17 protein-coding genes, 2 tRNA genes and 6 pseudogenes are annotated in these 24,226 nt (G+C 59.7%); 10 read left to right on the plus strand and 15 right to left on the minus strand.

Features of this window, described 5'->3' with window-relative positions; genetic code table 11:
- The first annotated feature begins 42 nt into the window (after positions 1-42).
- The 3 genes from LJU32_10475 (at position 43) to recX (ending at position 2,161) form a co-directional block, all read left to right on the plus strand.
- Complete coding sequence (locus LJU32_10475) at positions 43-543, plus strand: CinA family protein (protein ID WKV90531.1); 501 nt, start codon at positions 43-45, stop codon at positions 541-543.
- A gap of 83 nt (positions 544-626) precedes the next feature.
- Positions 627-1,685: a recombinase RecA gene (gene recA, locus LJU32_10480; protein WKV90532.1), complete on the plus strand. Its 1,059-nt coding sequence runs from the start codon at positions 627-629 to the stop codon at positions 1,683-1,685.
- An 8-nt stretch (positions 1,686-1,693) separates the two neighbouring features.
- Entirely contained in the window at positions 1,694-2,161 is a 468-nt protein-coding gene (gene recX / locus LJU32_10485) for a recombination regulator RecX (protein WKV90533.1), read from the plus strand.
- Between the two features lie 57 nt (positions 2,162-2,218).
- Here the strand turns inward: recX and LJU32_10490 are convergent.
- Positions 2,219-3,333 (minus strand): annotated as a pseudogene (locus LJU32_10490) (TIGR00730 family Rossman fold protein).
- Between the two features lie 339 nt (positions 3,334-3,672).
- On the opposite strand from LJU32_10490, the gene LJU32_10495 reads away from it, so the two are divergent.
- Entirely contained in the window at positions 3,673-3,870 is a 198-nt protein-coding gene (locus LJU32_10495; protein ID WKV90534.1) for a hypothetical protein, read from the plus strand.
- Here the strand turns inward: LJU32_10495 and LJU32_10500 are convergent, their stop codons facing one another.
- Positions 3,871-4,296 (minus strand): quorum-sensing-regulated virulence factor family protein, encoded by a 426-nt coding sequence (locus tag LJU32_10500; protein WKV90535.1) that lies wholly within the window; start codon positions 4,294-4,296, stop codon positions 3,871-3,873.
- Between the two features lie 189 nt (positions 4,297-4,485).
- Here LJU32_10500 and LJU32_10505 point away from each other — a divergent pair.
- From LJU32_10505 to LJU32_10515, 3 genes and pseudogenes are all read left to right on the plus strand, one after another.
- Positions 4,486-5,231: pseudogene (locus LJU32_10505) on the plus strand (DTW domain-containing protein).
- A gap of 222 nt (positions 5,232-5,453) precedes the next feature.
- A pseudogene (locus tag LJU32_10510) lies at positions 5,454-6,103 on the plus strand (response regulator transcription factor).
- Between the two features lie 74 nt (positions 6,104-6,177).
- The gene (locus LJU32_10515) at positions 6,178-6,540 is read left to right on the plus strand and encodes a diacylglycerol kinase (protein ID WKV90536.1); all 363 of its coding nucleotides are present in this window, start codon (positions 6,178-6,180) and stop codon (positions 6,538-6,540) included.
- Here LJU32_10515 and LJU32_10520 read toward each other — a convergent pair.
- The gene (locus LJU32_10520) at positions 6,537-7,463 is read right to left on the minus strand and encodes a LysR family transcriptional regulator (GenBank protein ID WKV90537.1); all 927 of its coding nucleotides are present in this window, start codon (positions 7,461-7,463) and stop codon (positions 6,537-6,539) included. The two genes, LJU32_10515 and LJU32_10520, sit on opposite strands and share 4 nt — an antisense overlap.
- A 132-nt stretch (positions 7,464-7,595) precedes the next feature.
- Between LJU32_10520 and fpr the strand changes: the two genes are divergently transcribed.
- Positions 7,596-8,375, plus strand: a complete 780-nt coding sequence (gene fpr / locus LJU32_10525; protein WKV90538.1) for a ferredoxin-NADP reductase — start codon at positions 7,596-7,598, stop codon at positions 8,373-8,375.
- A 171-nt stretch (positions 8,376-8,546) separates the two neighbouring features.
- Here the strand turns inward: fpr and tsaA are convergent, their stop codons facing one another.
- The 6 genes from tsaA to rimO all read right to left on the minus strand — a co-directional run bounded on the left by tsaA (position 8,547) and on the right by rimO (position 13,825).
- Positions 8,547-9,245 carry a tRNA (N6-threonylcarbamoyladenosine(37)-N6)-methyltransferase TrmO gene (tsaA, locus tag LJU32_10530; protein ID WKV90539.1) on the minus strand — a complete coding sequence of 233 codons (699 nt, stop codon included), beginning with the start codon at positions 9,243-9,245 and terminating at the stop codon, positions 8,547-8,549.
- 182 nt (positions 9,246-9,427) lie between these two features.
- Positions 9,428-10,198, minus strand: coding sequence for an SDR family oxidoreductase (locus LJU32_10535; protein ID WKV90540.1), 771 nt, complete (start codon positions 10,196-10,198; stop codon positions 9,428-9,430).
- Between the two features lie 169 nt (positions 10,199-10,367).
- Entirely contained in the window at positions 10,368-10,835 is a 468-nt protein-coding gene (locus tag LJU32_10540; protein WKV90541.1) for a DUF1456 family protein, read from the minus strand.
- 69 nt (positions 10,836-10,904) lie between these two features.
- Positions 10,905-11,615, minus strand: coding sequence for an rRNA pseudouridine synthase (locus LJU32_10545; GenBank protein WKV90542.1), 711 nt, complete (start codon positions 11,613-11,615; stop codon positions 10,905-10,907).
- A gap of 188 nt (positions 11,616-11,803) precedes the next feature.
- Positions 11,804-12,277 (minus strand): GNAT family N-acetyltransferase, encoded by a 474-nt coding sequence (locus LJU32_10550; GenBank protein WKV90543.1) that lies wholly within the window; start codon positions 12,275-12,277, stop codon positions 11,804-11,806.
- A 210-nt stretch (positions 12,278-12,487) separates the two neighbouring features.
- Entirely contained in the window at positions 12,488-13,825 is a 1,338-nt protein-coding gene (rimO, locus tag LJU32_10555; GenBank protein WKV90544.1) for a 30S ribosomal protein S12 methylthiotransferase RimO, read from the minus strand.
- A gap of 289 nt (positions 13,826-14,114) precedes the next feature.
- Here rimO and LJU32_10560 point away from each other — a divergent pair, with 289 nt between their 5' ends.
- Positions 14,115-16,016 (plus strand): potassium transporter Kup, encoded by a 1,902-nt coding sequence (locus LJU32_10560; GenBank protein ID WKV90545.1) that lies wholly within the window; start codon positions 14,115-14,117, stop codon positions 16,014-16,016.
- Between the two features lie 197 nt (positions 16,017-16,213).
- Here the strand turns inward: LJU32_10560 and LJU32_10565 are convergent, their stop codons facing one another.
- From LJU32_10565 to LJU32_10585, 5 genes and pseudogenes are all read right to left on the minus strand, one after another.
- A complete protein-coding gene (locus tag LJU32_10565) occupies positions 16,214-16,540 on the minus strand; it encodes a DUF3077 domain-containing protein (GenBank protein ID WKV90546.1) in 327 nt (108 codons plus the stop codon).
- Between the two features lie 685 nt (positions 16,541-17,225).
- Positions 17,226-18,520 (minus strand): annotated as a pseudogene (locus tag LJU32_10570) (virulence factor family protein).
- Positions 18,520-21,158: pseudogene (gene mprF / locus LJU32_10575) on the minus strand (bifunctional lysylphosphatidylglycerol flippase/synthetase MprF). Before mprF ends, LJU32_10570 begins: the two co-directional pseudogenes overlap by 1 nt.
- A 278-nt stretch (positions 21,159-21,436) precedes the next feature.
- Positions 21,437-21,513: transfer RNA gene (locus tag LJU32_10580), tRNA-Met, on the minus strand.
- A 217-nt stretch (positions 21,514-21,730) separates the two neighbouring features.
- Positions 21,731-21,807 (minus strand) — tRNA-Met (locus LJU32_10585).
- Positions 21,808-22,086: 279 nt separating this feature from the next.
- Between LJU32_10585 and dinB the strand changes: the two are divergent.
- A pseudogene (dinB, locus tag LJU32_10590) lies at positions 22,087-23,146 on the plus strand (DNA polymerase IV).
- A gap of 110 nt (positions 23,147-23,256) precedes the next feature.
- Here the strand turns inward: dinB and LJU32_10595 are convergent.
- Positions 23,257-24,210 carry a hypothetical protein gene (locus LJU32_10595; protein WKV90547.1) on the minus strand — a complete coding sequence of 318 codons (954 nt, stop codon included), beginning with the start codon at positions 24,208-24,210 and terminating at the stop codon, positions 23,257-23,259.
- Positions 24,211-24,226: the final 16 nt, after the last annotated feature.

Here is a 24,226-nt window from a genome sequence, read left to right on the forward strand (position 1 = left end):
CTCGTGTACGGTGAAGGCATTCCACACGATCCGGAGCTCGCCGTGAAAGAGACCACCCAACTGGCCGCAGAACTGGGCCGACGTCTGCAAATGCTCAATGCCCACGTTACTACCGCCGAGTCCTGCACAGGCGGCGGGATTGCCGAAGCGATCACGCGGATTCCCGGCAGTTCGGCCTGGTTTGAAGCGGGTTACGTGACATATTCCAATCGACAGAAAACCCGGCAGTTGACTGTGCCGGGCGATTTGTTCGAGACGGTGGGCGCGGTCAGTCGTGAAGTGGTCGAGGCGATGGTGCGCGGTGCGCAGCAGCACAGCCTGGCGCATTTTGCCGTGGCGGTCAGCGGTGTTGCCGGTCCCGACGGCGGCACGCCGAACAAGCCGGTGGGTACGGTGTGGCTGGCCTGGGGCGTGGGCGATGCGATTTACAGCGAGGTTCAACACTTCCCTGGCAACCGCGACGAAGTCCGCCGACAAACGGTGAAGGCCGCGCTGGAGGGGCTTGTGCGACTAGCGGCACGAGAAATCGAAAATCAGGGGTAGGCGATCTTCGAACGCTGTGGAATAATACTGGCTACTTATACAGGTGTTGGCCGTCAGGCCTTATTGATTACGTGAGGACTTTAATGGACGACAACAAGAAGAAAGCCTTGGCTGCGGCCCTGGGTCAGATCGAACGTCAATTCGGCAAGGGTGCCGTAATGCGTATGGGCGATCAAGACCGTCAGGCGATCCCATCCATCTCTACTGGCTCTCTGGGTCTGGACATTGCACTCGGCATCGGCGGCCTGCCAAAAGGTCGTATCGTTGAAATCTACGGTCCTGAATCCTCCGGTAAAACCACACTGACACTGTCGGTCATCGCCCAGGCGCAGAAAGCTGGCGCGACCTGCGCATTCGTCGACGCCGAACACGCTCTCGATCCAGAGTACGCCGGCAAGCTGGGCGTCAACGTTGATGACCTGCTGGTTTCCCAGCCGGACACCGGCGAACAGGCCCTGGAAATCACCGACATGCTGGTGCGCTCCAACGCTGTTGACGTGATCATCGTCGACTCCGTGGCCGCATTGGTACCGAAGGCTGAAATCGAAGGTGAAATGGGCGACATGCACGTCGGCCTGCAAGCACGTCTGATGTCTCAGGCGCTGCGTAAAATTACCGGTAACATCAAGAACGCCAACTGCCTGGTCATCTTCATCAACCAGATCCGAATGAAAATCGGCGTGATGTTCGGCAGCCCGGAAACCACCACCGGTGGTAACGCGCTGAAGTTCTACGCCTCGGTTCGTCTCGACATCCGCCGTACTGGCGCGGTGAAGGAAGGCGACGAAGTGGTCGGCAGCGAAACCCGCGTCAAGGTTGTGAAGAACAAGGTGGCTTCGCCGTTCCGTCAGGCCGAGTTCCAGATTCTTTACGGCAAAGGCATCTACCTCAACGGCGAGATGATCGACCTGGGTGTGTTGCACGGTTTCGTCGAGAAGTCCGGCGCATGGTATGCCTACGAAGGCACCAAGATCGGTCAGGGCAAGGCCAACTCGGCCAAGTTCCTGGCAGACAACCCGGAAATCGCCGCGAAGCTCGAGAAGCAACTGCGTGACAAGCTGCTGGCCCCAGTGGCAGACGTCAAGGCTTTGGCCTCCCGGGACAAGCTCGATAACATGGCCGAGGCCGATGTCGACGTTTGAGTCGTTGAATGACACTTGTACTCGATACTCTCGTCGCGGTGCGGCGAACCGCCATGGACCTGCTCGCACGTCGCGAGCATGGTCGAGTCGAGTTGACGCGTAAGCTGCGTCAGCGCGGCGCCGAGGCGGAGCTGATCGAAACAGCCCTCGACCGTTTGACGGAAGAGGGTCTGCTTTCCGAAGCCCGTTACCTTGAAAGTTTTGTCTCCTACCGCGCCCGTTCCGGCTATGGCCCATTGCGAATTCGTGAGGAGCTCAGCCAGCGGGGTTTGCAACGCATCGATATTGAAATTGCCCTGCGCGAAAGCGGTATCAACTGGCAGGCGCAGCTTCAGGATACGTGGCAACGCAAGTTCTCCGGGCATTTACCGATTGATGCGAAAGAACGGGCCAGGCAAGGCCGGTTTCTGGCGTATCGGGGGTTTTCGATGGAGATGATCAACCGCTTGTTCAGCGGTCGAGGGATGGACGATTAGACCGATTCAACAAAAAAGGCCCGCTATTTTTAGAAAATAGCGGGCCTTTTTTTGCCTTCAAATTACGTTGAAAGGCTCGCGTGAGCGTTGTGCAGCGGGCGGTTTTGAGTCGGCCCAGTTTTCCGCCAGGTTGATGAAGTCCACCAATTCCCTCAGCCGACCATGAGTGCGGCCATTGAAGGCAAACGCCAATCGCGCCAAGTGGCTGAACTGCGCATCGTCGTGTTCTTCACCGCTGTAGGCGTGTTGATGAAACCCGTCGCTCAGGCACAGATCAGCAAATTCCTCCTGCATCTGCGCCAGTGCCTGGTCGTTGAGCTTGTGGTTCATGCGAATCACAAACTGCCGCTTGAGCCAGCGACTGGAGTGGAAGTTGCTATAGAACTGATTGATCTCGTCCACCGCTTCTTCAACGCTGTAAACCAGTCGCATCAGCTTCATATCGGTCGGCAGGATATAGCGATTTTCTTCCAGCTGATCGCGGATGAAGTCCAGCGCACCTTGCCAGAAGGTGCCGCCCGGAACATCCAGCAACACCACCGGCACCAACGGGCTTTTGCCAGTCTGAATCAGCGTCAGCACTTCCAGCGCTTCATCAAGGGTGCCAAAACCGCCCGGGCACAGCACCAGCGCATCAGCCTCTTTGACGAAGAACAGTTTGCGGGTGAAGAAAAAGTGGAACGGCAACAGCTTGTCAGTGCCATCCACGGTCGGGTTGGCGTGCTGTTCGAAGGGCAGGGTGATATTGAAGCCCAGGCTGTGGTCACGTCCGGCCCCTTCGTGGGCGGCGGCCATGATGCCGCCGCCAGCGCCAGTGATGACCATCATGTCTGCCTGCGTCAGCGCTGCGCCGAGTTCGCGGGCCATTGCATACAGAGGATGTTCCACTGGCGTACGTGCCGAGCCGAACACGGTGACCTTGCGCCGGCCCTTGAATTGTTCGAGCACACGGAACGCCTGCTCCAGTTCACGCAGGGCTTGCAGAGTGATCTTGGCGTTCCAGCGGTTATGGTCTTCCTGAGCCATGCGCAGCACGGTGAGGATCATGTCGCGGTAGATAGGGATGTTCGGGCTGTTGGGGAAACATGGTTGAGTTGTGCTTCGACCTCGCGGATGAGGTCGCCGCTTTCCTCAAAATGACGGCTCAAGAGGTCATTCGGTTGATAAGGCATTCAACGTCTCCTTCTGTACAGGGCGGCTAGCCCTGACAACCAGCGTCCGGGCCGCACTGCAAAAACACACAGGGCCGGCAGTTCCATTTCTGCCGTTAACGAATGATCGGGAATACTCTCAATCTAGACCCTCGCACGCATTCGCGCTGACTTGAACAGTGCGCTGTAACGTTTCGCCTGGCAACCGCTTACTGATTCGCGCCAAAGCCTCGCCGCTCGTCTGAACGTGTCGCAAAGGGCCATCACTCTGATTTACTCAACTACAGATGTCGCAAGACAACCTTGCGTTAGCGCAAGGCAGGCAATTCAAGGATTCGTGGTGGCAAGGAGGCGGGATGCATGGTCAGAGTGGTTTTGGAAATCGATACTCAGCTGTATCGAATGTTGCAGGAGTCGGCCGAGACGCATCAATTGAGTCTCGAGGAGGAGTGCTGCCGACGATTGGCCGGCGGCGAACGCCGCTCGCGCTATTTGCAGGCGCTGGTGGCGGAACTGCGCGCCGAGGATGAACAGCGGCGCGCCAAGGCTTCGCGCTGATTACTTCTTCTTCGCTGGCGCGGCTTTCGGGCAATCGGATTCCTGATAGCTGGCCGAACCGATGGCTTTGTTGGTTTTCACTTCGGTGAAGTCGTAACGCATGATCGCGCCCTTGGCCATCAGCTTGCGGTACGACGGGTTGTTGCAGACCGACGCGCCCAATTGGAAATACACAGCCTTGGGATCGGCGCGCATCTTGTCGGCGTGGCTCTTTTGCACGCTCAGATGGTTGATCAGTTGCGTGCCTTCGACGGTGTAGCCTTGATCAAGAATGTCTTCATTGATCGCCCGTGGCGTGCCGACGCTGCTTTGGGCGGCGACGTTGCGCAGCTCTCGGTTCAGATTCTGCTCACTCAGGGACGCAGCCTGAGCGGTAAAGGACGACGCCAGCAGAATGGCAGCGGTGGGAACGATAAGGCGCAGCATGAAACTCTCCTGATTCGGTGACTGGTGGTTCGACCCGTCACGGGGCGGTGCGTTCAGTGGCGGCGAATTATAGGGGAGCCGGTCTGGACGGTACAGGCTTGTGGCCGTCGCTCTGGTAAACTGCCGGCCTTTATTGCCCTGCCGAGTGTCGTTCGTGTCGAGTTTCCCAGTCTGCCGGTGTTGCCCGTGATGAACCATGCCCCCAACGCCGTGGCCCGCCTGCGCGATCAGCGCGAGGACGAAGGCATCAAGCCGATTCAGGCGCGTGGCTTTCGCTCCGAGCGTTGCCGCGATTGCCGGGTCATCATCAGTCATTGCCTGTGCGCGTGGCGACCAAGCGTCGACACCCGTTCTGGCGTGTGCCTGATCATGACCGGCAAGGAAGTCTTCAAGCCAAGCAATACCGGTTGGCTGATTGCCGACGTGGTGCGCGACAACCATGCGTTCATCTGGTCACGCACCGAGCCCGACCCGCAAATGCTAGCACTGCTCAACGATCCGCAATGGCAGCCATATCTGGTGTTTCCGGGTGAATATGTCGAGCCGTCGCGGGTAACCAACACGGTGAGTGTCGATAGCAGCAAGCGCCCGCTGTTCATTCTGCTCGATGCGACCTGGACTGAAGCGCGGAAGATTTTCCGCAAGAGTCCGTATTTCGACCGCTTACCGATCCTCAGCCTGCTGCCGGACAAACTCTCGCGTTATCGCCTGCGTCGTTCGACCCGCAGCGAGCACCTGTGCACCGCCGAAGTCGCAGCGTTGTGCCTGGAACTGGCCGGTGACAGCGATGCTGCTTCGGCGCTGGACGCTTATTTCGATGTGTTCAGCCAGCATTACCTCGGTGCCAAGCAGCAACTGGACCTGAACGAATCGACCCCGCTCACGCGGAGCTGTTGCCTTATATACGAAAGCCGCAGCCGGAGTTGGCCCGATAGTGGCCCATACTGTCGCTAGCGCTGGCCATGTTGCTTGACCACCCCGGCTGCGCTGGGCATGCTTGGCGCCGATTAGGGTGCGGCCAAGGTTTGAAACGCCGTGTTTGTTGCTGATTGGCGTTGAACGTGCCCCTGTGGATGTCGCCGGAATGTGGCATCTTGAGTTGCTTTGGTCTGACCGGAATGCACTGGCGGGCCATCAAAAACAGGATCATTTGAAAAATGGCCACATACGACATCCTGATTGCCGATGATCACCCCTGTTTCGCAGCGCCCTGCACCAGGCAGTGACGCTGGGCCTTGGCTCGGACGTGCGGTTGGTGGAGGTGGCGAGCATTGCCGAACTGGAAGCGCGCCTGGCCGAAAAGGCTGACTGGGATCTGGTCCTGCTGGACCTGAACATGCCCGGCGCCTACGGTTTTTCCGGCTTGGTGCTGCTGCGCGGGCAGTACCCGCAGATTCCGGTGGTAATGGTCTCGGCCCAGGAAGAAGCCTCGGTGATGGTCAAATCCCGCGAGTTCGGCGCCAGTGGCTTCATTCCAAAATCCAGCGATCTGAGCGTGATTCAGGAAGCCGTGCGCAAAGTGCTCGATGGCGATGTGTTCTGGCCGCCGCAAGCCTTCGAAGCGGTGAGCGTGTCCGATGAGGCGAAAGCCGCCAGTGATGGCCTCGCCAGCCTGACGCCGCAACAGTTCCGCGTGCTGACCATGGTCTGCGAAGGTCTGCTGAACAAACAGATCGCTTATGAGCTGAGCGTGTCGGAAGCGACCATCAAGGCCCACGTCACGGCGATCTTTCGCAAATTGAATGTGCGCACTCGCACACAAGCGGCTTTACTGCTGCAACAACTTGAGTCAATTCCGAGCCAGTGATGGCTGGCGGTTTCACGCTTTTTTGACTTTCGTTGATCTAGCTTCCCCACTCCTTTTTGGCTGGTTTCTTTCTTATGTCTCCTTTCAAGGGCCAGACCGGCCTGAAACGCATTCTCAACGCTTCCGGCTATTCGCTCGACGGCCTGCGCGCCGCCTTCACCGGCGAAGCGGCGTTCCGTCAATTGGTGCTGCTCAACGTGGTGCTGATTCCGCTGACATTCTTCCTCAATGTCAGCCGTGTCGAGCAGGCGGTGTTGATTGCTGTTTGCTTGCTCGCTCTGATTGTCGAGCTGCTCAATTCAGCGGTGGAAGCGGCCATCGACCGCATCTCGCTGGAACTGCACCCGCTGTCGAAGAACGCCAAGGACATGGGCAGCGCTGCGCAGTTCGTGGCGTTGAGCATGATTGGCCTGGTGTGGGCGGTGATTCTGCTTTAAGCAATGGTCGGCAAGACGATCTCGTCGCTGCGCTGCACTCCGGCGGTGAAGGCGCGGCACAGCTCGAGAAACTCGCGCATGGCCGAGGTCTGGTATTTCTGTTTGTGCCAGATGAAATAGAACTGCCGGGCCAGATCCAGGTCCGGCGTCTCCACCGGCACCAGACTGCCGCGCCGGAAGGCATCGCGCAGCGCCAGCCGCGAAATGCAGCCAATTCCCAGCCCTGATTCCACTGCGCGTTTGATCGCTTCGGTGTGTTCCAGCTCAAGACGGATGTTCAGCGCGCTGCGATGGTGACGCATGGCCTGGTCGAAGGTCAGCCGCGTGCCGGAACCCTGTTCACGCAGGATCCACGCCTCGTGGGTCAGTTCTTCCATCGTCGCGCTGCCGCGTTTGGCCAGCGGATGTTGCGGCGCACAGAACACCACCAGCTCATCCTCGACCCAGCTCTGCACTTCGATGTCGGGGTGGCTGCAATCGCCTTCAATCAGACCCAGATCAATTTCGTAATGCGCGACTTGCTGCACGATATTGGCAGTGTTCTGCACGTGCAGCTTGACCTGACTTTCCGGGTGCCGCTGCATGAAGCTGCCGATCAGCAGGGTGGCCAGATAGTTGCCAATGGTCAGCGTCGCCCCCACTGATAAAGAGCCGAAACCGGATTTGCCATTGAGCAGGTCTTCGATTTCCTTGGCCTGGTCGAGCAGGGCCACCGCTTGCGGCAACAGTTGTTTGCCGAGGGCGTTGAGGCTCAGGCGTTTGCCGGCGCGGTCGAACAGCTGGCAGCTGGACTGGCGCTCGAGCTCGGTGATCGAAGTGCTGGCCGCCGATTGCGAGAGGTTGAGCAGACCCGCAGCACGGGATACGCTTTCCTGCTGGGCGACGGCGACGAAGACTTGCAGTTGACGGAGAGTAAATCGCATATCGATATAACCGATAACCCTTATCTTAATAATCCAGTTAACAGATATTGTCGTCGCTATTAGAATGCGATGCAATTGCGCACGTTAAGCCTCATTGAGCCGCGCAGACCAATCTCCAGGAGTCAAACGTACATGAGCAACATGAACCACGAGCGTGTCCTCAGTGTTCATCACTGGAACGACACTCTGTTCAGCTTCAAGTGCACCCGCGATCCGGGCCTGCGCTTCGAGAACGGTCAGTTCGTGATGATCGGCCTGCAACAGCCCAACGGCCGCCCGCTTATGCGCGCTTACTCGATCGCCAGCCCGAACTGGGAAGAGCATCTCGAATTCTTCAGCATCAAGGTTCAGGACGGTCCGCTGACCTCCCAGCTGCAGCATTTGAAGGAAGGCGACGAGATCATCATCTCGAAAAAGCCTACCGGTACGCTGGTTCTCGATGACCTGAACCCGGGCAAGCACCTGTACCTGCTGAGCACCGGCACCGGTCTGGCGCCGTTCATGAGCGTCATTCAGGACCCGGAAACCTACGAGCGCTTTGAAAAAGTGATCCTGGTCCACGGTGTGCGTTACGTCAACGAAGTCGCCTACCGCGAATTCATCACCGAGCACCTGCCGCAGAACGAGTTCTTCGGCGAAGCGCTGCGTGACAAGCTGATCTACTACCCGACCGTGACCCGCGAGCCGTTCGAAAATCAGGGCCGTCTCACCGACCTGATGCGCAGCGGCAAGCTGTTCAGCGACATCGGTCTGCCACCGATCAACCCGCAGGACGACCGTGCGATGATCTGCGGCAGCCCAAGCATGCTCGACGAGACCAGCGAAGTGCTCGACAGCTTCGGCCTGAAGATCTCGGCGCGGATGCGCGAGCCGGGTGATTACCTGATCGAGCGTGCGTTCGTCGAAAAATAACCTGCGATAACTGTGGAGCGAGCCTGCTCGCGAATGCGGTCTGTCATCAACGTTGATGTTGCATGACACGATGCCTTCGCGAGCAGGCTCGCTCCAACAGTGGTTTTTCGGTGTGACAGTAAAAGCCCGCGTTGCCTGAGAAGGCAGCGCGGGCTTTTTCGTTTGCGGGTTTTATGCCTCGGCCGGGATGACTTCCAGCACGCGGATCTGTTCGGGCGTCGGGTAATGCCAGCGCACGTCCAGATCCCAGAACTGCGCACCATATTCACGTTCCGGCGCCGGCGTCTGATACGCCGGGCGCGGATCCTGCGCCAGGCACTGCTCGATCAGCTCAACCAACGGCTCATCGAGCCGCTGAGCGTGGGCGTGCGCCTGTTTCAAAGCCGAATCCGCCCACTGCACGTCGATCAGCTGCGGCGCGGCGCTGGCGATGTCATTGATCGCCCCAGGGATGATGTCGGCATACGGCACATAGGGTTTGATATCCAGCACTGGCGTGCCGTCGAGCAGATCGATGCCGGAAATAAACAGGCGATTGCCTTCGATTTTGTCCAGCTTCACCACCGATTGGCCGATGCCGTTTGGCCGGTGCGTGGCGCGGGTGGCGAATACGCCCATCGACTTGTTACCACCCAGGCGAGGCGGGCGCACCTTCAGGCGTGGCTTGTCTTCGAGGGCCTGATGGAACAGAAACAACAGCCAAACATGACTGACCTGCTCCAGCCCCTGCACGGCGTCACCCTGGTCGAACGGCGCGACCAGTTCCAGCACGCCACGGGCGGCCGGTGCCAGTTGCGGCTGGCGGGGGATGGCGAACTTCTCCTTGAAGCAGGAGCGCACGAAGCCGATGGGGGAGACGCTGTAAGTCATGGTCTAGGATCGAAGCGGGTAGGGCGGGCATGATAACCCGGCTCGCTTCAAGTCTGGTGGTGACAGGGCGGACGCCATCGCTGGCAAGCCAGCTCCCACAGGTTTTTGAGTGAACCTGGATTGTTCAAACACCAAAGAACCCTGTGGGAGCTGGCTTGCCAGCGATAGTCACACCGCCGATGTCAGAGGCTGAACCCACCATCCAGAGGAATGATATTCCCGGTCATATAAGCCCCCGCCGTACTCGCCAGGCTGATCGCCAGCGCCGCCATCTCTTCCTCGCGCCCCCAGCGCTTCATCGGAATCAGCGCAGTATCCTCAGCCAACGCCTGTTCATCATTACCAATATGCTGGGTCATCTTGCTCGGGAACCGTCCCGGCGCAATCACGTTGACGTTGATGTGCTGGCTCACCAGTTCCCGCGCCAGAATTCGCGACAACTGATGCAGGGCGGCCTTGCTCGGCCCATAGGCATACGCCTGCTCGCCAAACGAAGAAATCCCCGCCACCGAACCGATATTGATGATCCGAGCCGGATTCGCCGCCGAGCCAGCCTTGCGCAGCAACGGCAGAAACTGCTGGATGCAACTGAACACCGAGGTCACGTTGAGCTGCATGACCTTCTCCCAGCCCTTGACCGGATAACTCTCCAGCGGCGCGCCCCACGTGGTGCCCGCATTGTTCACCAGAATGTCCAGATGAATGATCTGCTCGCCCAGACGCGCGGCCAATTCCCGCACGCCTTCTTCGGTCGCCAGATTTGCCGCCACGCCGTGGCAAGTGCCCATGGCGCCAAGTTCTTCGGCGGTTTGATGGCAGGCTTCGACGTCGCGCGAGCACACGTAGACATGGGCGCCGGCCTCGACGAATGCCTTGGCGATCATCTTGCCGATACCACGAGTACCGCCAGTCACCAGAGCGGTGCGGCCTTGCAGGGAAAAGTAGGGATGCATGGCGAATCCTGAAGATTAGGGATCAGTACACCCTAGTCGTCAGCCGCGAAAAGCGGAGCCACTATTTTCGGAGGGAATGAGGGGCCATGCGGCCAGCTTCGAGCTGCAAGCTACAAGCGGCAAGTCAAACACCGTGCCCGGCCTTGCAGCTTGCAGCTTGCAGCTGTTTTCAGGCTCTCACGCGCAGCGTGAGCCCTTTGAGGAAATTACGCAGCAACTGGTCGCCGCACGGGCGATAGTTGGTGTGGCCGACCTTGCGGAACAGTGCGCTCAGCTCAGGCTTGGATACCGGAAACTCGGCGGCCTTGAGGATCGCGTGCATGTCGTCTTCTTTCAGTTCGAAGGCCACGCGCAGTTTTTTCAGGATAATGTTGTTGGTCACCGGCACTTCGATCGGCTGTGGCGGACGGCTTTCGTCCTTGCCACGCTTGAAGATCACCAGCCCGTCGAGGAAGTGCGCGATGACTTCGTCCGGGCAGCGTACGAAGCCTTCTTCGTCTTCTTCTTTCTTGTCGAGCCAGGTGATGACATCGGCGAGCGTGACGTCCATGCCGCCCAGTTTGATGATCTCGACAACTTTCTTGTCGCTGATGTCGAGCATGTAGCGCACGCTGCGCAGTACGTCGTTATGAACCATGTCGGTATTCCTGATACGTGTGGGCAGCGCTCGCGGGCGCTGCCGGAATGTGGGGCGGCAGGGGAAGTCTTAGAACTTCTCTTTGCCGGACAGGTAGCGCCATTGGCCGAGCGGGACCTTGCCGATCGAGACGCCGCCGATGCGGATGCGGCGGATGCCGATGACCTTCAGGCCAACCGCTTCGCAGAACTGCGCAATAATTCCCGGCTGCGGGTTTTTCATGGCGAAGCGCAGTCGGTTTTCGTTCTGCCAACTGGCCTTGACCGGCGGCAGCTCCTTGCCCTTGTGGGTCAGGCCATGCTGCAAACGGTTGAGGCCGTGGGCAGCCATCTCACCTTCGACTTCGACGATGTACTCCTGCTCGATCTTCGCAGCGTCGGCGGTGAGCTTGCGCAGGATTTTCCAGTCCTGGGTGAACACCAGCAGGCCGCTGGCCTTGGGCTGCAGGTCGGCGCTGGCGGTCAGGCGCAGGAAATGCCCGCGCAACGGACGCTTGCCATAGCGATGCTCTTCGCTGAGGGTTTCGGCGCTGAGCGATTGCATGGCGCTGTCGACATCCATGCCAGGCGGCGCGTTGAGCAGGATGGTCACCGGCTCCGGCGCGGTGGCCTTGGCGTCCTTGTCGAGCTCGACCTTTTGCTCGCCGACCTTGAATTGCGGCTCATCGATGACTTCGCCGTCCACGGTGACCCAGCCGCCCTCGATGAACAGCTCGGCCTCCCGGCGGGAGCAACCGACCAGTTCGATGAGGCGTTTGGACAGGCGAATCGGGTCAGTCATGACAGGGCCGTAACAAAAAGGGGTGGGCATTGTACCTGTGTGGAAGCGGTTAAGCCCGGTTCCATTTGCTGGATGGTCGCTTTGCCTGTGGGAGCTGGCTTGCCAGCGATGGCATCGCCTTGGCATTTGTCGGTCACCGCGGCGTCTGCATCGCTGGCAAGCCAGCTCCCACAGGGTTCTATGTGGTGTCAGGCATGGTTCGCGCGCTGCTGGTTTTGCCGCAAGCGCATATGCAGCAGCGGATACGGCTGGCCCATGCCATCGACTTCCGAGCGGCCGATCACCTCGAAGCCCTGCTTCTCGTAAAAACCCAAGGCTTGCGGATTTTGTTCGTTGACGTCGAGTTCGTCGGCGTTCAGTCGTTCGATCGCATAGCGGAGCAACTGCTTGCCCAGTCCCTGGCCACGATGGTCAGGATCGATGAACAGCATTTCAATCTTGCCCGCCGCCACCCCGGCAAACCCGGTGATGCGCTGGTGGACGTCTTTGGTGCAGATCAGCATCACCGCATCGAGATAGCGGTTGAGCACCAGATTGCGCAGCAGCTCTATGTAGCTGTCCGGCAGGAATTGATGAGTCGCACGGACCGAGGCCTCCCAGACCCGGGTCAGTTCTTCGTAATCGCTGATTATCGGTGTGTGAATGACCGAATGCTGACGCATGTGCGTGTGCCTCTTGTGCGGTTCAAGGGAGTCCGTCCCCCGCTAAACGATAGCCGCAAAAAAGCCCCGCATCGAGCGAGGCTTTTTGATTTGTGCACTGCCCCTTGTGGGAGCGAGCCTGCTCGCGAAGGCATTGTGTCAGGCAATATTTACAGCGACTGACCCAGCGCATTCGCGAGCAGGCTCGCTCCCACAGGTATTTTGCGGTGCTTAGATCTGCTCGGCCCACAGGTCGTATTCGTCGGCGTCAGTCACCTTGCACCAGACCTTGTCACCCGGCTTCAGGTTGCTGCCGTTATCGATAAACACGTTGCCATCGATCTCAGGCGCGTCGAAGAAGCAACGGCCCACCGCGCCTTGTTCATCAACCTCGTCCACCAGCACTTCAATCTCACGACCGATGCGCATTTGCAGACGTGCCGAGCTGATCGCCTGCTGGTGCGCCATGAAGCGCTCCCAGCGATCCTGCTTGACGTCGTCCGGCACCACTTCCAGATCCAGATCATTCGCTGGCGCGCCGTCAACCGGCGAGTACTGGAAGCAGCCGACGCGGTCGAGCTGGGCTTCGGTCAGCCAGTTGAGCAGGTACTGGAAGTCTTCTTCGGTTTCGCCCGGGAAGCCGACGATGAAGGTCGAACGGATGATCAGGTCCGGGCAGATTTCGCGCCAGTTCTTGATCCGCGCCAGGGTCTTGTCTTCGAACGCCGGGCGTTTCATCGACTTCAGCACTTTCGGGCTGGCGTGCTGGAACGGGATATCCAGGTACGGCAGGATTTTGCCCGCGGCCATCAGCGGAATCAGCTCGTCGACATGCGGGTATGGATAAACGTAGTGCAAGCGGACCCAGACGCCCAAAGTGCTCAAGGCTTCGCAGAGTTCGGTCATGCGGGTTTTCACCGGCGCGCCGTTCCAGAAACCGGTGCGGTACTTCACGTCAACGCCGTAAGCGCTGGTGTCTTGCGAAATCACCAACAGCTCTTTAACGCCGGATTTGACCAGGCGCTGCGCCTCGTCGAGCACATCGCCAACCGGACGGCTGACCAGTTTGCCGCGCATCGACGGGATGATGCAGAACGAGCAGCTGTGGTTGCAGCCTTCGGAAATCTTCAGGTACGCGTAGTGGCGCGGGGTCAGCTTGATACCTTGTGGCGGCACCAGGTCGATCAGCGGGTTGTGATCCTGACGCGGCGGCACCACTTCGTGCACGGCGTTGACCACTTGCTCGTACTGCTGCGGGCCGGTCACGGCGAGCACGCTTGGGTGTACGTCGCGGATGTTGCCTTCTTCCACGCCCATGCAACCGGTGACGATGACCTTGCCGTTTTCCTTGATCGCTTCGCCGATCACTTCCAGCGACTCAGCCTTGGCCGAATCGATGAAGCCGCAGGTGTTGACCACCACCACATCGGCGTCCTGATAGGTGGACACCACGTCATAGCCTTCCATACGCAGCTGGGTCAGGATGCGCTCGGAGTCGACCAGTGCTTTCGGGCAACCCAGAGATACGAAGCCAACCTTTGGATTGGCCGGCGCAGGAGTGGTGGACATGTCTAACCTCGGTGTTTTGTGACGTCGCTGGCCACGCGCGGCAGCTGACGGATGGGCGCTTGAGATGCGCCTCTGATCAAAAAGTGCGCAATTCTAGCGGCGGGCAACGCACTTGACCAGCTTTATACGGGGAAATACGACGAGTGCTGCGCTATGCTTCGCGCCGTTGAGCTTTACCGATTTCTTGCAGTCAATCATTGGTCTGTAACAACAGGTAAAACAGCGCATGCTGCAACTCAAAGCATAGTGCTTCCTTCAAAGAAGCCGGTATCGAGATCAGGAGTGTTGGATGGGTCAGGCAAGTAGTCATGCGGCGGGCGCCGAGGGTTCGGCAAGCAGACCGCTGAGCATGCTGGTCGCGGCAGTCGGGGTGGTTTATGGCGACATCGGCACGAGCCCGCTGTACACCCTCAAGGAAGTGTTTTCCGGCGGTTATGGTGTGCCGGTCAATCACGACGGCGTGCTGGGCATTCTGTCGTTGATCTTCTGGTCGCTGATCTGGGTGGTCTCGATCAAGTACATGATGTTCGTCCTGCGCGCCGACAACCAGGGCGAGGGCGGCATCATGGCCCTCACCGCGCTGGCACGGCGGGCAGCAGCGGGGCGCAAGCGTCTGCGCACGCTGTTGGTGGTGTGCGGGCTGATCGGCGCGGCGCTGTTCTACGGCGACAGCATGATCACCCCGGCCATTTCGGTGCTGTCGGCGATCGAAGGCCTCGGCCTGGCGTTCGACGGCATCGATCACTGGGTGGTGCCGCTGTCGCTGGTGGTGCTGGTCGCCTTGTTTCTGATTCAGCGCCACGGTACCGCGCGGATCGGCATTCTGTTCGGGCCGATCATGGTCACCTGGTTCCTTGTTCTCGGCGCACTCGGCGTGTATGGCATCAGCCATACCCCGGAAGTGCTGCATGCTATCAATCCGATGTGGGCGGTGAATTTCTTCATCGTGCATCCAGGCATGGGCGTAGCGATCCTCGGCGCGGTAGTGCTGGCGCTGACCGGCGCCGAAGCGCTGTACGCCGACATGGGCCACTTCGGTCGCAAGCCGATCGCCCGCGCCTGGTTCCTGCTGGTGCTGCCGGCGCTGGTGCTCAACTACTTCGGCCAGGGCGCATTGCTGCTGGACAACCCGGACGCGGCGCGTAACCCGTTCTATCTGCTGGCGCCGAGCTGGGCGCTGATTCCGCTGGTCGGCCTTTCGACCCTGGCCACGGTGATCGCCTCGCAAGCGGTGATTTCCGGCGCGTTCTCCCTGACCCGTCAGGCGATCCAGCTCGGTTACATCCCGCGCATGTACATCCAGCACACCTCCAGCGACGAGCAGGGGCAGATCTACATCGGCGCGGTGAACTGGGCGCTGATGGTCGGCGTGGTGCTGCTGGTGATCGGCTTCGAATCCTCCGGCGCACTGGCCTCGGCCTACGGCGTGGCGGTGACCGGGACCATGCTGATGACCACCATTCTGGTGTCAGCGGTCATGCTGCTGCTGTGGAAATGGCCACCGATCCTCGCGGTGCCGGTGCTGCTTGGCTTCCTGCTGGTGGATGGCCTGTACTTCGCCGCCAACGTGCCGAAGATCGTTCAAGGCGGCGCGTTCCCGGTGATCGCCGGTATCGCCCTGTTCGTGCTGATGACCACCTGGAAGCGCGGCAAACAACTGCTGGTCGAACGCCTCGACGAAGGCGCGCTGCCGCTGCCGATCTTCATCAGCAGCATCCGCGTGCAACCACCGCATCGCGTGCAGGGCACCGCCGTGTTCCTCACCGCTCGTTCCGACGCCGTGCCGCATGCGCTGTTGCACAACCTTTTGCACAATCAGGTGCTGCATGAGCAAGTGGTGCTGCTGACAGTGGTTTACGAAGACATCCCGCGCGTACCGCCATCGCGGCGTTTCGAGGTCGAAGCCCATGGTGAAGGCTTCTTCCGGGTGATCCTGCACTTTGGCTTCACCGACGAGCCGGACGTGCCGCAAGCGCTGAAGCTGTGTCATCTGGATGATCTGGACTTCAGCCCGATGCGCACCACGTACTTCCTCAGCCGCGAAACGGTGATTGCCTCGAAACTTGAGGGGATGGCGCGTTGGCGGGAAGCGTTGTTTGCGTTCATGTTGAAGAATGCCAATGGCAATTTGCGGTTTTTTAATCTACCGCTGAACCGGGTGATCGAGTTGGGGACGCAGGTGGAGATGTAAGCCTCGCCTCAACTGAAAAAGCCCCCATCGGCCTTGTGGCTGGCGGGGGCTTTTTTGTGCCTGCACATAAACTTCAAACCCACGCAAATCCCCTGTGGGAGCGAGCTTGCTCGCGAAGGTTGAGTGACAGGAGAAGCATTCTTCGGCTGACCCACCGCATTCGCGAGCAAGCTCGCTCCCACAAGGGTTCTGTGGTGTTAGTGGCTTTCAGGCAATTCTTCTTCGGATTCGGTCTTTGTGCGAGCAGGTCGTGGGATCAGCGCTTGGATCACGTCATCAATCAAGGCCTTGCCCATCACCGTCAGGTAATGCGCAGCCCAGGCATGGCGGTCGGTGTCTCTGATGAAGGCAGCATCCTCGGCGAAGGATTTGGCGAGGGACAGCAGGTCGGAGGATTGCGACAAGGCATCGATGATCGGAATGCCGGAGCGGACGTTGAAGAACGCTTGATCCGAGTTGTAGAGGAAAGGGGTGAAGCCGATGGTTTTAACGCTTGCGAGTCCGTGCAGATCAGGTTCGGTCATCGTGTTACTCCTTAGTTCGAAGCGCCGCGACTTTCGTTACCACGCGAAAGGGAGGCAACTGTACGCAGGGTGGTAAACCGGGAACCAAGGAAACCGGCACGCTCGAAAGCGTCCCACGCACAGCCGCCATAACTCGAGGAGCGGGCTGTTGCGATGGTTTCTCCGGGTTACCACACCCGATCGCTGAATGGGTCAGCGACGTCCGGAGAGTATCCCGTCGAAAAACAGCGCAATAGAGCGGCAAAGCGCCCGAATACGAGATTCGGAGTTTGCCTACAAGGTCTGTGGGCGTCATCTGATATTGCGAGATCAGACGTAAACGAAACTAAACGTTGCTGGCGGTTACGTGGGTATTTGTTCGGTAGATGAATGAGTGTGGAGTTGACGATTCGATAATGCCAATTAAGCAGGTGTCCACGTTTTATGGAATGTGGACACTTGGCGTTTTTGGCTTCCTGAAGAGTCAAGAGATTTGCGAGCCTTGGCACAAAACTGTTGAATCCAGCGCAATTCCCCTGTGGGAGCGAGCTTGCTCGCGAAGGCGTAGTGTCAGTCGGCGAATGTGTTAACTGACCTGCCGCTTTCGCGAGCAAGCTCGCTCCCACAGGAATTGATGCTGTTCTTGAAAAATGTAAAAAGCCCCGTCATCGCGAGATGGCGGGGCTTTTTGTGGGCGTGGCTCAGATCACTCTTCGGCGACCGAGTCCTTGTTTTGGCGCTTCTCGATCAAGTCCACCAAGCGCTTGGCCAGCGCCGGGTAGTTCTCGTCGAAGTGGTGGCCGCCAGGCAGTTTCACCGCTTCACCAACAGCAGTCTTGTCCGTGCAGCCACTCTCATCCGTCTCTTCTTCACCATAGATGCACACAACCTTGGCCGCCGGCAGTTTGGCCATTTCCGGGCCGGTGGCGGCTTCTTTGCCGGCGTTGCCGAGCCAGCCTTCGACTTCGATTTCGAAGCTGCCGGTGCGGGCGAAGGCGAGCAGGATGATCGCGTCGACGCGTTGCTGTTCGTTTTCTGGCAGGCGGTTGTAGATCGCCGGGAGTACGTCAGCGCCGAACGAGTAGCCGGTGAGGATGAAGCGTTTGGTGCCCCATTTCTGCCGGTAGTGCTGCATCAGTTCGGTGAGGTCGAGTGCGCTTTGCTCCGGGCTCTTGTGCTGCCAGTAGTAGCGCAGGGTGTCGATGCCGACCACCGGGTAGCCGATCTTGGCCATTTCCCCGGCCACGTCGCGGTCGAGGTCGCGCCAGCCGCCGTCGCCGGAGAGGAACAGCGTCACCGTGTCGTTGGCCTGACCCGCCGGCACTTCCACAACCGGGATCGCCAGGCCGCCGTTGGCCTTGTCGCCGCCGACGAGGATTTTGCGCAGTTCGTTGTTCAGCACTTGCGGCAGGTTGATGTCGTAGTCGCTGATGCTGGTTTCGGCGTTCGGCTGATCGCGCACGAAGCCTGCGCTGGCGTCGTCCGGGTTGTCGTTCCACGCCACCAGCCAGTGGCCGTGGGCGGCGGATTTCGGCAGCAGGTGGGTGCAGCCGGGTTTTTCCAGGGCCAGATCGACGGAGACGGCCTGGGCCTTGTCGTCTTTCTGTTCCGCCAGCCAGCGCCACGCCAGCACAGCCCCGGGCCGATGCCGCTGACCAGGGTGGCCGGGCCATTGAGTTCGCGCAGGCCAGATTGCAGGGCGCGGCTTTGCAGCAGGCAGTCCTTGGGCAGAATCACCTGAACGATCTGCGCCGAAGCGCTGCGGCTGAGGGTGGTCAGTTGTTTCTCGGAGAGCTTCTGTTCGTCGGTGACGGCCACCAGCACCTGAGCCTTCGGCTTGCTGCCCGGGATCACGCGCGTCATGGTCGTGCCGTCGGCCGGTTTGAGTTGTTCGACGGTCGGTTCCGGTGCCGGGCGTTTGAGGTACCAGTAACCGCCGCCGGCAATCACGGCCAGCACCAGCAGGGCGGCCAGGATGTACTTCAGGGAGCGTTGAATCATCAGCGTTTCACCAATCCAGTCAAGCCGCCCGCGATCAGGGCAGCAGTGTCGGCCAGCGCCACGAGCGGATCGAGTCCGGCGGGCACGGCCATATAACGGGGTTCCCAGTCAGGCTGGAACTTGTCTTTGAAACGGCGCAAGCCTTGGAAGTTGTACAGCTGCTCACCACGGCGGAAAACCATCGAGCCCAAACGCTGGGTCAGCGGTGCGCCACGCCGGGGTTGCAACCCCGACAACGGCACCATGCCCAGGCTGAAGCGCGCGTATCCGTGACTCTTATAGTGTTGAATCAGGCCGACCATCATGAATTCCATGGTCAGCTTCGGCGCTTCCGGGTGCGCGCGCATCAGGTCGAGACTGGCCAGATCGTGGCTGTAGGTCTCGAGCAGATTGGCGAACGCCACCGGGCGGCCTTCGAAGCGAATCACCGCAATGCGGAAATGCTTCAGGTAATCGTCGCTGAAGCGGCCGAGGGAGAAGCCTTTCTCGCGCACGTTCTTGCCGGTCAGCCAGGCATCGGAAATCACTTTCAGCTCATCCATCGGCGCCTGCCCCGGCTCATGGATTTCCAGCGACAGACCATCGCGGGTGCCGCGGTTCCAGGTGTAGCGCAGGTCCTTCATCTCCTTGCCCTTGGCTTCGAGATCAAAGCGCTGCAGATCGACCCGGGCCTCTTCGCCGAGCTTGATCGCCGTCAGGCCGATGTCCATGTAATACGGCAGGTTCTCCGCGCGCACTTGATAGAACACGGGGCGCGTGTGATGGATGTCGCAGAGGTCGCGGAACTGCCAGATCATTTCCGCGCGCTGCTGGCTCGGCCCGATCGGGTCGTACAGCGCCACCAGACTGCGGCCACGGCGGGCGTACATCAGGAACGCCTCATCGTTGGGATGAAACAGCAACGCCTTGTCCCCGGTCAGCGCGAGGCCGCCGTCGGGTTGCGACGAGGCCATGAGGATTTTTGCCGCGCGGTCGAGTTCGTCCGGCGTCGGCAAATGAATCACCGGGCGCGCGGTGCGCAGCAGCCAGGTCAGCGAGATGATCACCAGCAACACCGCCGCACCGAGCAGCGAGCGCAGGCCGCGCGGCGCGTCAGCGTCGAGGGTGAACTGCCACCACAGTTGATGGCTGTAGGGCACGTCCTGATAGGCGAACAGCAGCAACCAGGCCGAAGCCCCCAGCACGCAGAGACTGGCGACCAGATACAGCGGCGAAAACGGCAGTTCGGTCAAACGGCTCGGGCGATAGAACGAGCGACGAAACACGCCAAGCAGCGCGGCCGTAAGCGTCATCAGCGTGGCTTCTTCCCAGTCGAAGCCTTTAAGCAGCGAGAGCAGGGCGCCGACCAGCAGCAGAATGGTGGTCAGCATCCACGCCGCCGACAGACGCCGGCGCAGGCCTTGGGCTAGCAACAGGCACAGCACGCCAATCAGGCTGGCGCCGAAGTGCGAGGCGTCGACCAGGCGATGCGGGATCAGAAAACCGATGTGCTCCAGGCGCGTGTCGATCTCTGGGGTCGCGCCGGAAAAAGCAACACCACGCCCGACAGGAACACCAACACCGCCAGAATCGGCGCGGCCAGACCGGACGCGGCGCGCATGGTCTGGGTCTGAAACAGGCGCTGGCCTTCGTTGATCAGCAGCAATACGCAAGCGACCAGCAGCGGCAGCACCACGTAGATCAGGCGATACAGCAGTAGGGCAGCGGCCAGCGGCGCGGCGCCAAGCTTGTCGGCAAACGCCGCGAGCAGAATAGCCTCGAACACGCCAACACCGCCCGGTACATGACTGAGCACGCCCGCGGCCAGGGCCAGCAGATACACCAGCAGGAACGGCGCAAACGGCGGCGCTTCCGGCAGCAATAAATACAGAACGGTGGCGGCAGCCGCGACATCGAGAGCGGTGATCACCAGTTGCAGCAAGGTCAGGCGCCGACCCGGCAGGCGCAGGGTGCGCCGACCTGCACGGACCAGCAGATTGTCGGGGTAGGGCTGTTCCGGCAGACGACGGCGATAGATGCCGATTGCCAGCACAGCACCGACGATCAATACGGCAGCGGCGACAGAACCGAGCAAGACTTCGGACAATCCCAAGGCCTGCGAGGCGGCCGGCAGGTTACTCAAGGTCGCCAGCGCGGCCAGCGGCGGCAAGGCGCAGCCCAGCGAGAGGCTGGCGAACAAGGTCATGTGCGCGACTTCCGACGCACCGACGCCCAATCGCGCATATAAACGATAGCGAACCGAGCCACCGGAGAGCAGCGACAGGCCGATCGCATTGCCGATCGCAAAAGCGGTGAAGCCGCCGAGCGCGAGCATGCGCGGCGGCAGTTTTACACCGGCGTAGCGGCTGGCCGACCATTCATAGCCGAGCAGGATGATGAAACCGACCACCGTCGCGCCAATGGCGCCGAGCAGGGCCGGTTTCGGTACATCGAGAATCGAGTCATGCAGCGCATCGAGATCAAGCTCGGCGAGCAGATGGCGGCAGGCAATCAGGGCAATGGCAAACAGCAGCAACGTGACGGCCAGACCGATCGGCTGACGGTATTTGCTTAACCGATCCAGCCAGCGCAAACGCTCGGGTTTGATCGGTTGTTCTGCTGTAACGGTGTCTTGTGGGTCAGACGAGTTGGCGCGCATCAATCACCTCTTGGATTGTGCGCGACAGGATGGAGGTATCCAGCCAAGTTACCAATCCCTGTAGAAAAAATAATCACAAAATACTACGCCTCTCGTCGGGCATCGGCGAGGGCAGTTCCTGGATTGCAGAAGCCCTGTCTGCGACTCAAGCATAGTCGCAACTCAGCGTTTCCGATGATCCCCAGCGGTTCACTGCACAGTGACAGATCATTGTTGCGAAAGGACTTTTTCAACAGATACAAAAAAGGCCACTCTTTCGAGTAGCCTTTTTTGATGTTTGGTTGCGGGAGCCGGATTTGAACCGACGACCTTCGGGTTATGAGCCCGACGAGCTACCAGACTGCTCCATCCCGCGTCTGTGTGGCGGCATTCTACAGGCGAACGGCGAGGTGTCAACCGCTAATCCTGGAATGGGTCAAATAACTGCGAAATCGCGGCAAACGGTCGCAGGTAATGTGTAAGTTTCGGAAATGCAACGAATTGCCGTTTTGCTTGCGATTGAGCGGGGCGCTCATTTGCAAAACAGACGCGCACAAAAAAGGCCACTCTTTCGAGTAGCCTTTTCTGATGTTTGGTTGCGGGAGCCGGATTTGAACCGACGACCTTCGGGTTATGAGCCCGACGAGCTACCAGACTGCTCCATCCCGCGTCTGTGTGGCGGCATTCTACAGAGGTTCGCGCGTGTGTCAACCGTCGATCTGGATAAATCTGTTGAGGTTCAAGTGCTTAGCGTATGTTAGCGGCGGTTGGCCGGCGCACAGGGCAGGTGGCGCAAGGCTTTCAGCTCTATTGCATCTTGATTTGTGATTGAAAAAATAAATTCACCTGAAATCTCCTACGGTCGGAAAAGAACATTCAACCACTGGTGCTATATACAGGTGTCAGTGAGATACTGCCGCTCCGGCTTGCCACGTTGTCTTTTTCCAACATGACCCAGCGAAAAATCATCCACATTGACTGTGACTGTTTCTACGCCGCCATCGAGATGCGCGATGATCCTCGTTTGGCCGGCAAGCCGTTAGCGGTGGGTGGTTCGGCGGATCGACGTGGAGTGATCGCCACCTGCAACTATGAAGCGCGCGCCTATGGAGTGCGCTCGGCAATGGCCTCAGGGCACGCGCTGAAGCTTTGCCCGGACCTGACCATCGTCAAGCCGCGCATGGAGGCTTATCGCGAAGCGTCGAAGGAAATTCATACGATCTTTGCCGACTACACCGACCTGATCGAGCCGCTTTCCCTGGACGAGGCCTACCTCGACGTCTCCGACAGCGCGCATTTCGGCGGCAGCGCCACGCGCATCGCCCAGGACATTCGCCGCCGCGTCTCCAATCAACTGCACATCACCGTTTCCGCAGGCGTCGCGCCAAACAAGTTTCTGGCGAAGATCGCCAGCGACTGGAAAAACCCAACGGTTTATTCGTGATCACCCCGGATCAGGTCGAGGATTTCGTCAGCGGTCTGCCGGTGAGCAAGCTGCACGGCGTCGGCAAGGTTACCGCCGACAAGCTCGGCAAGCTTGGCATCGTTGACTGTCAGCACCTGCGCGAGTGGGGAGGCTGGCGTTGGTGCGCGAATTTGGCAGTTTCGGCGAGCGCTTGTGGAATCTGGCCCGTGGGATCGATGACCGTCTGGTGCACAACGACAGTCGGCGTCAGTCGATCAGTGTGGAAAACACCTACGATGTTGATCTTCCGGATTTGCGCGCCTGCCTCGACAAATTGCCCGAGCTGCTCGATACCTTGCAAACCCGCATGTCGCGGATCGACAGCAGTTATCGACCGGGCAAGCCGTTCGTCAAAGTCAAATTTCATGATTTCACCCAGACCACACTGGAACAGGCCGGGGCAGGGCGCGATTTGGGTAGTTATCAGTTGCTGCTGACGCAGGCGTTCAATCGCGGCGGCAAACCGGTGCGGTTGTTGGGCGTGGGGGTGAGGCTGGAGGATTTGCGCGGCGGGTTTGAGCAGATGGAGTTGTTTGAGCGGTAGATTCGCGGCGCCTGGCAGGGCGTCTTCGCGAGCAGGCTCGCTCCCACATTGGATCTGCGTCGTTCACAAATCCCTTGTGGGAGCGAGCCTGCTCGCGAAGTTTCTAAGCTTTAATTCGGTCCCGGATCAGCCACTAAACGCCCGGCATCCTTGGTCAACGCCTTGAGAAACTCAGCCTGCAATTCAGGATCATTGCGGGTCAGTTCGATCAGGCTCTGTTCCAGTTCGCTGGCTTCTTCTTCCAGGCCCAGTTCCGACAGACGTTTGACCCGGTGAACCCACTGGCTCACTTCGTCATCTTCCAGGTCGTCGTAAATCAGCCCGTGCGCCTCAATCAACTTGCCGCGCAGGTGGCCGCTGAGCATCAGCGTCGAGTCGGTATGCACATCGTCCTTGGCGTCTTCGACACTGATCTGCAAGCGGCCGATATGGTTGAGGTCATGTTCGGCAAACGGACTGTCGAGCAGGTTCAAGCGCAACACGCCGTTGCGGTCGGTGGTCATGTCAAATGTTTGCTTGCCGGCCTTGACCTGCACCGGCCGCTCGCTCCATGGCAGGCTCGAATACTCCGTGCGCTTGTCGCGCTGGACTTCATCGATGCCGGCGAGGTTCTGCTGTGCGCGACCGTTGGACTGCACGTTCATGAACGGGTTGAGCCCGGCGAAACCGTAGCTCAGCCAATCCCGGGTGACGCTGTCCGGCAGATTGCCGAGTGCGAACACGTTGACCACGTTGGCACCGACACCACCGACCACGGCCACCGCGCCCAGCGGAATCTCATAGACTTCGCGCCAGGGTTGATAAGGCGTGTAGCGGTCGTAACGGCGGGTGACCTCGAACTCGGTGACTTCGAAAGTCTTCTGCTCGTTGATCTTCACGCGTCGCTGCGGCAGTTCGAGCACCTTGGGCTCGCCTACATCGATCTGCAGGCTGTGGTTGAGCAACTTTCGCTCGACCCGCTCTTCGTGCTCGCTGCGTTGCGACATGTGATTGGCGCAGCCGCTGACCAGCAGGGCGCCGCACAGGGCGGCGCCACCGAGGCCTAAGGTGTTTCGCTTGAACATGACGTCTCTATCTGGT

The sequence above is a fragment of the Pseudomonas sp. B21_DOA genome, assembly GCA_030544685.1.
GTDB classification, from domain to species: Bacteria; Pseudomonadota; Gammaproteobacteria; order Pseudomonadales; family Pseudomonadaceae; genus Aquipseudomonas; species Aquipseudomonas fluorescens_AO.

Bases quoted from the DNA above. Each gene is read 5' to 3' on its own strand.
- recA (WKV90532.1), top strand. From the start codon at position 627: ATGGACGACAACAAGAAGAAAGCCTTGGCTGCGGCCCTGGGTCAGATC.
- recX (WKV90533.1), top strand. From the start codon at position 1,694: ATGACACTTGTACTCGATACTCTCGTCGCGGTGCGGCGAACCGCCATG.
- LJU32_10495 (WKV90534.1), top strand. From the start codon at position 3,673: ATGGTCAGAGTGGTTTTGGAAATCGATACTCAGCTGTATCGAATGTTG.
- LJU32_10500 (WKV90535.1), bottom strand. From the start codon at position 4,296: ATGCTGCGCCTTATCGTTCCCACCGCTGCCATTCTGCTGGCGTCGTCC.
- LJU32_10515 (WKV90536.1), top strand. From the start codon at position 6,178: ATGTCTCCTTTCAAGGGCCAGACCGGCCTGAAACGCATTCTCAACGCT.
- LJU32_10520 (WKV90537.1), bottom strand. From the start codon at position 7,463: ATGCGATTTACTCTCCGTCAACTGCAAGTCTTCGTCGCCGTCGCCCAG.
- fpr (WKV90538.1), top strand. From the start codon at position 7,596: ATGAGCAACATGAACCACGAGCGTGTCCTCAGTGTTCATCACTGGAAC.
- tsaA (WKV90539.1), bottom strand. From the start codon at position 9,245: ATGACTTACAGCGTCTCCCCCATCGGCTTCGTGCGCTCCTGCTTCAAG.
- LJU32_10535 (WKV90540.1), bottom strand. From the start codon at position 10,198: ATGCATCCCTACTTTTCCCTGCAAGGCCGCACCGCTCTGGTGACTGGC.
- LJU32_10540 (WKV90541.1), bottom strand. From the start codon at position 10,835: ATGGTTCATAACGACGTACTGCGCAGCGTGCGCTACATGCTCGACATC.
- LJU32_10545 (WKV90542.1), bottom strand. From the start codon at position 11,615: ATGACTGACCCGATTCGCCTGTCCAAACGCCTCATCGAACTGGTCGGT.
- LJU32_10550 (WKV90543.1), bottom strand. From the start codon at position 12,277: ATGCGTCAGCATTCGGTCATTCACACACCGATAATCAGCGATTACGAA.
- rimO (WKV90544.1), bottom strand. From the start codon at position 13,825: ATGTCCACCACTCCTGCGCCGGCCAATCCAAAGGTTGGCTTCGTATCT.
- LJU32_10560 (WKV90545.1), top strand. From the start codon at position 14,115: ATGGGTCAGGCAAGTAGTCATGCGGCGGGCGCCGAGGGTTCGGCAAGC.
- LJU32_10565 (WKV90546.1), bottom strand. From the start codon at position 16,540: ATGACCGAACCTGATCTGCACGGACTCGCAAGCGTTAAAACCATCGGC.
- LJU32_10595 (WKV90547.1), bottom strand. From the start codon at position 24,210: ATGTTCAAGCGAAACACCTTAGGCCTCGGTGGCGCCGCCCTGTGCGGC.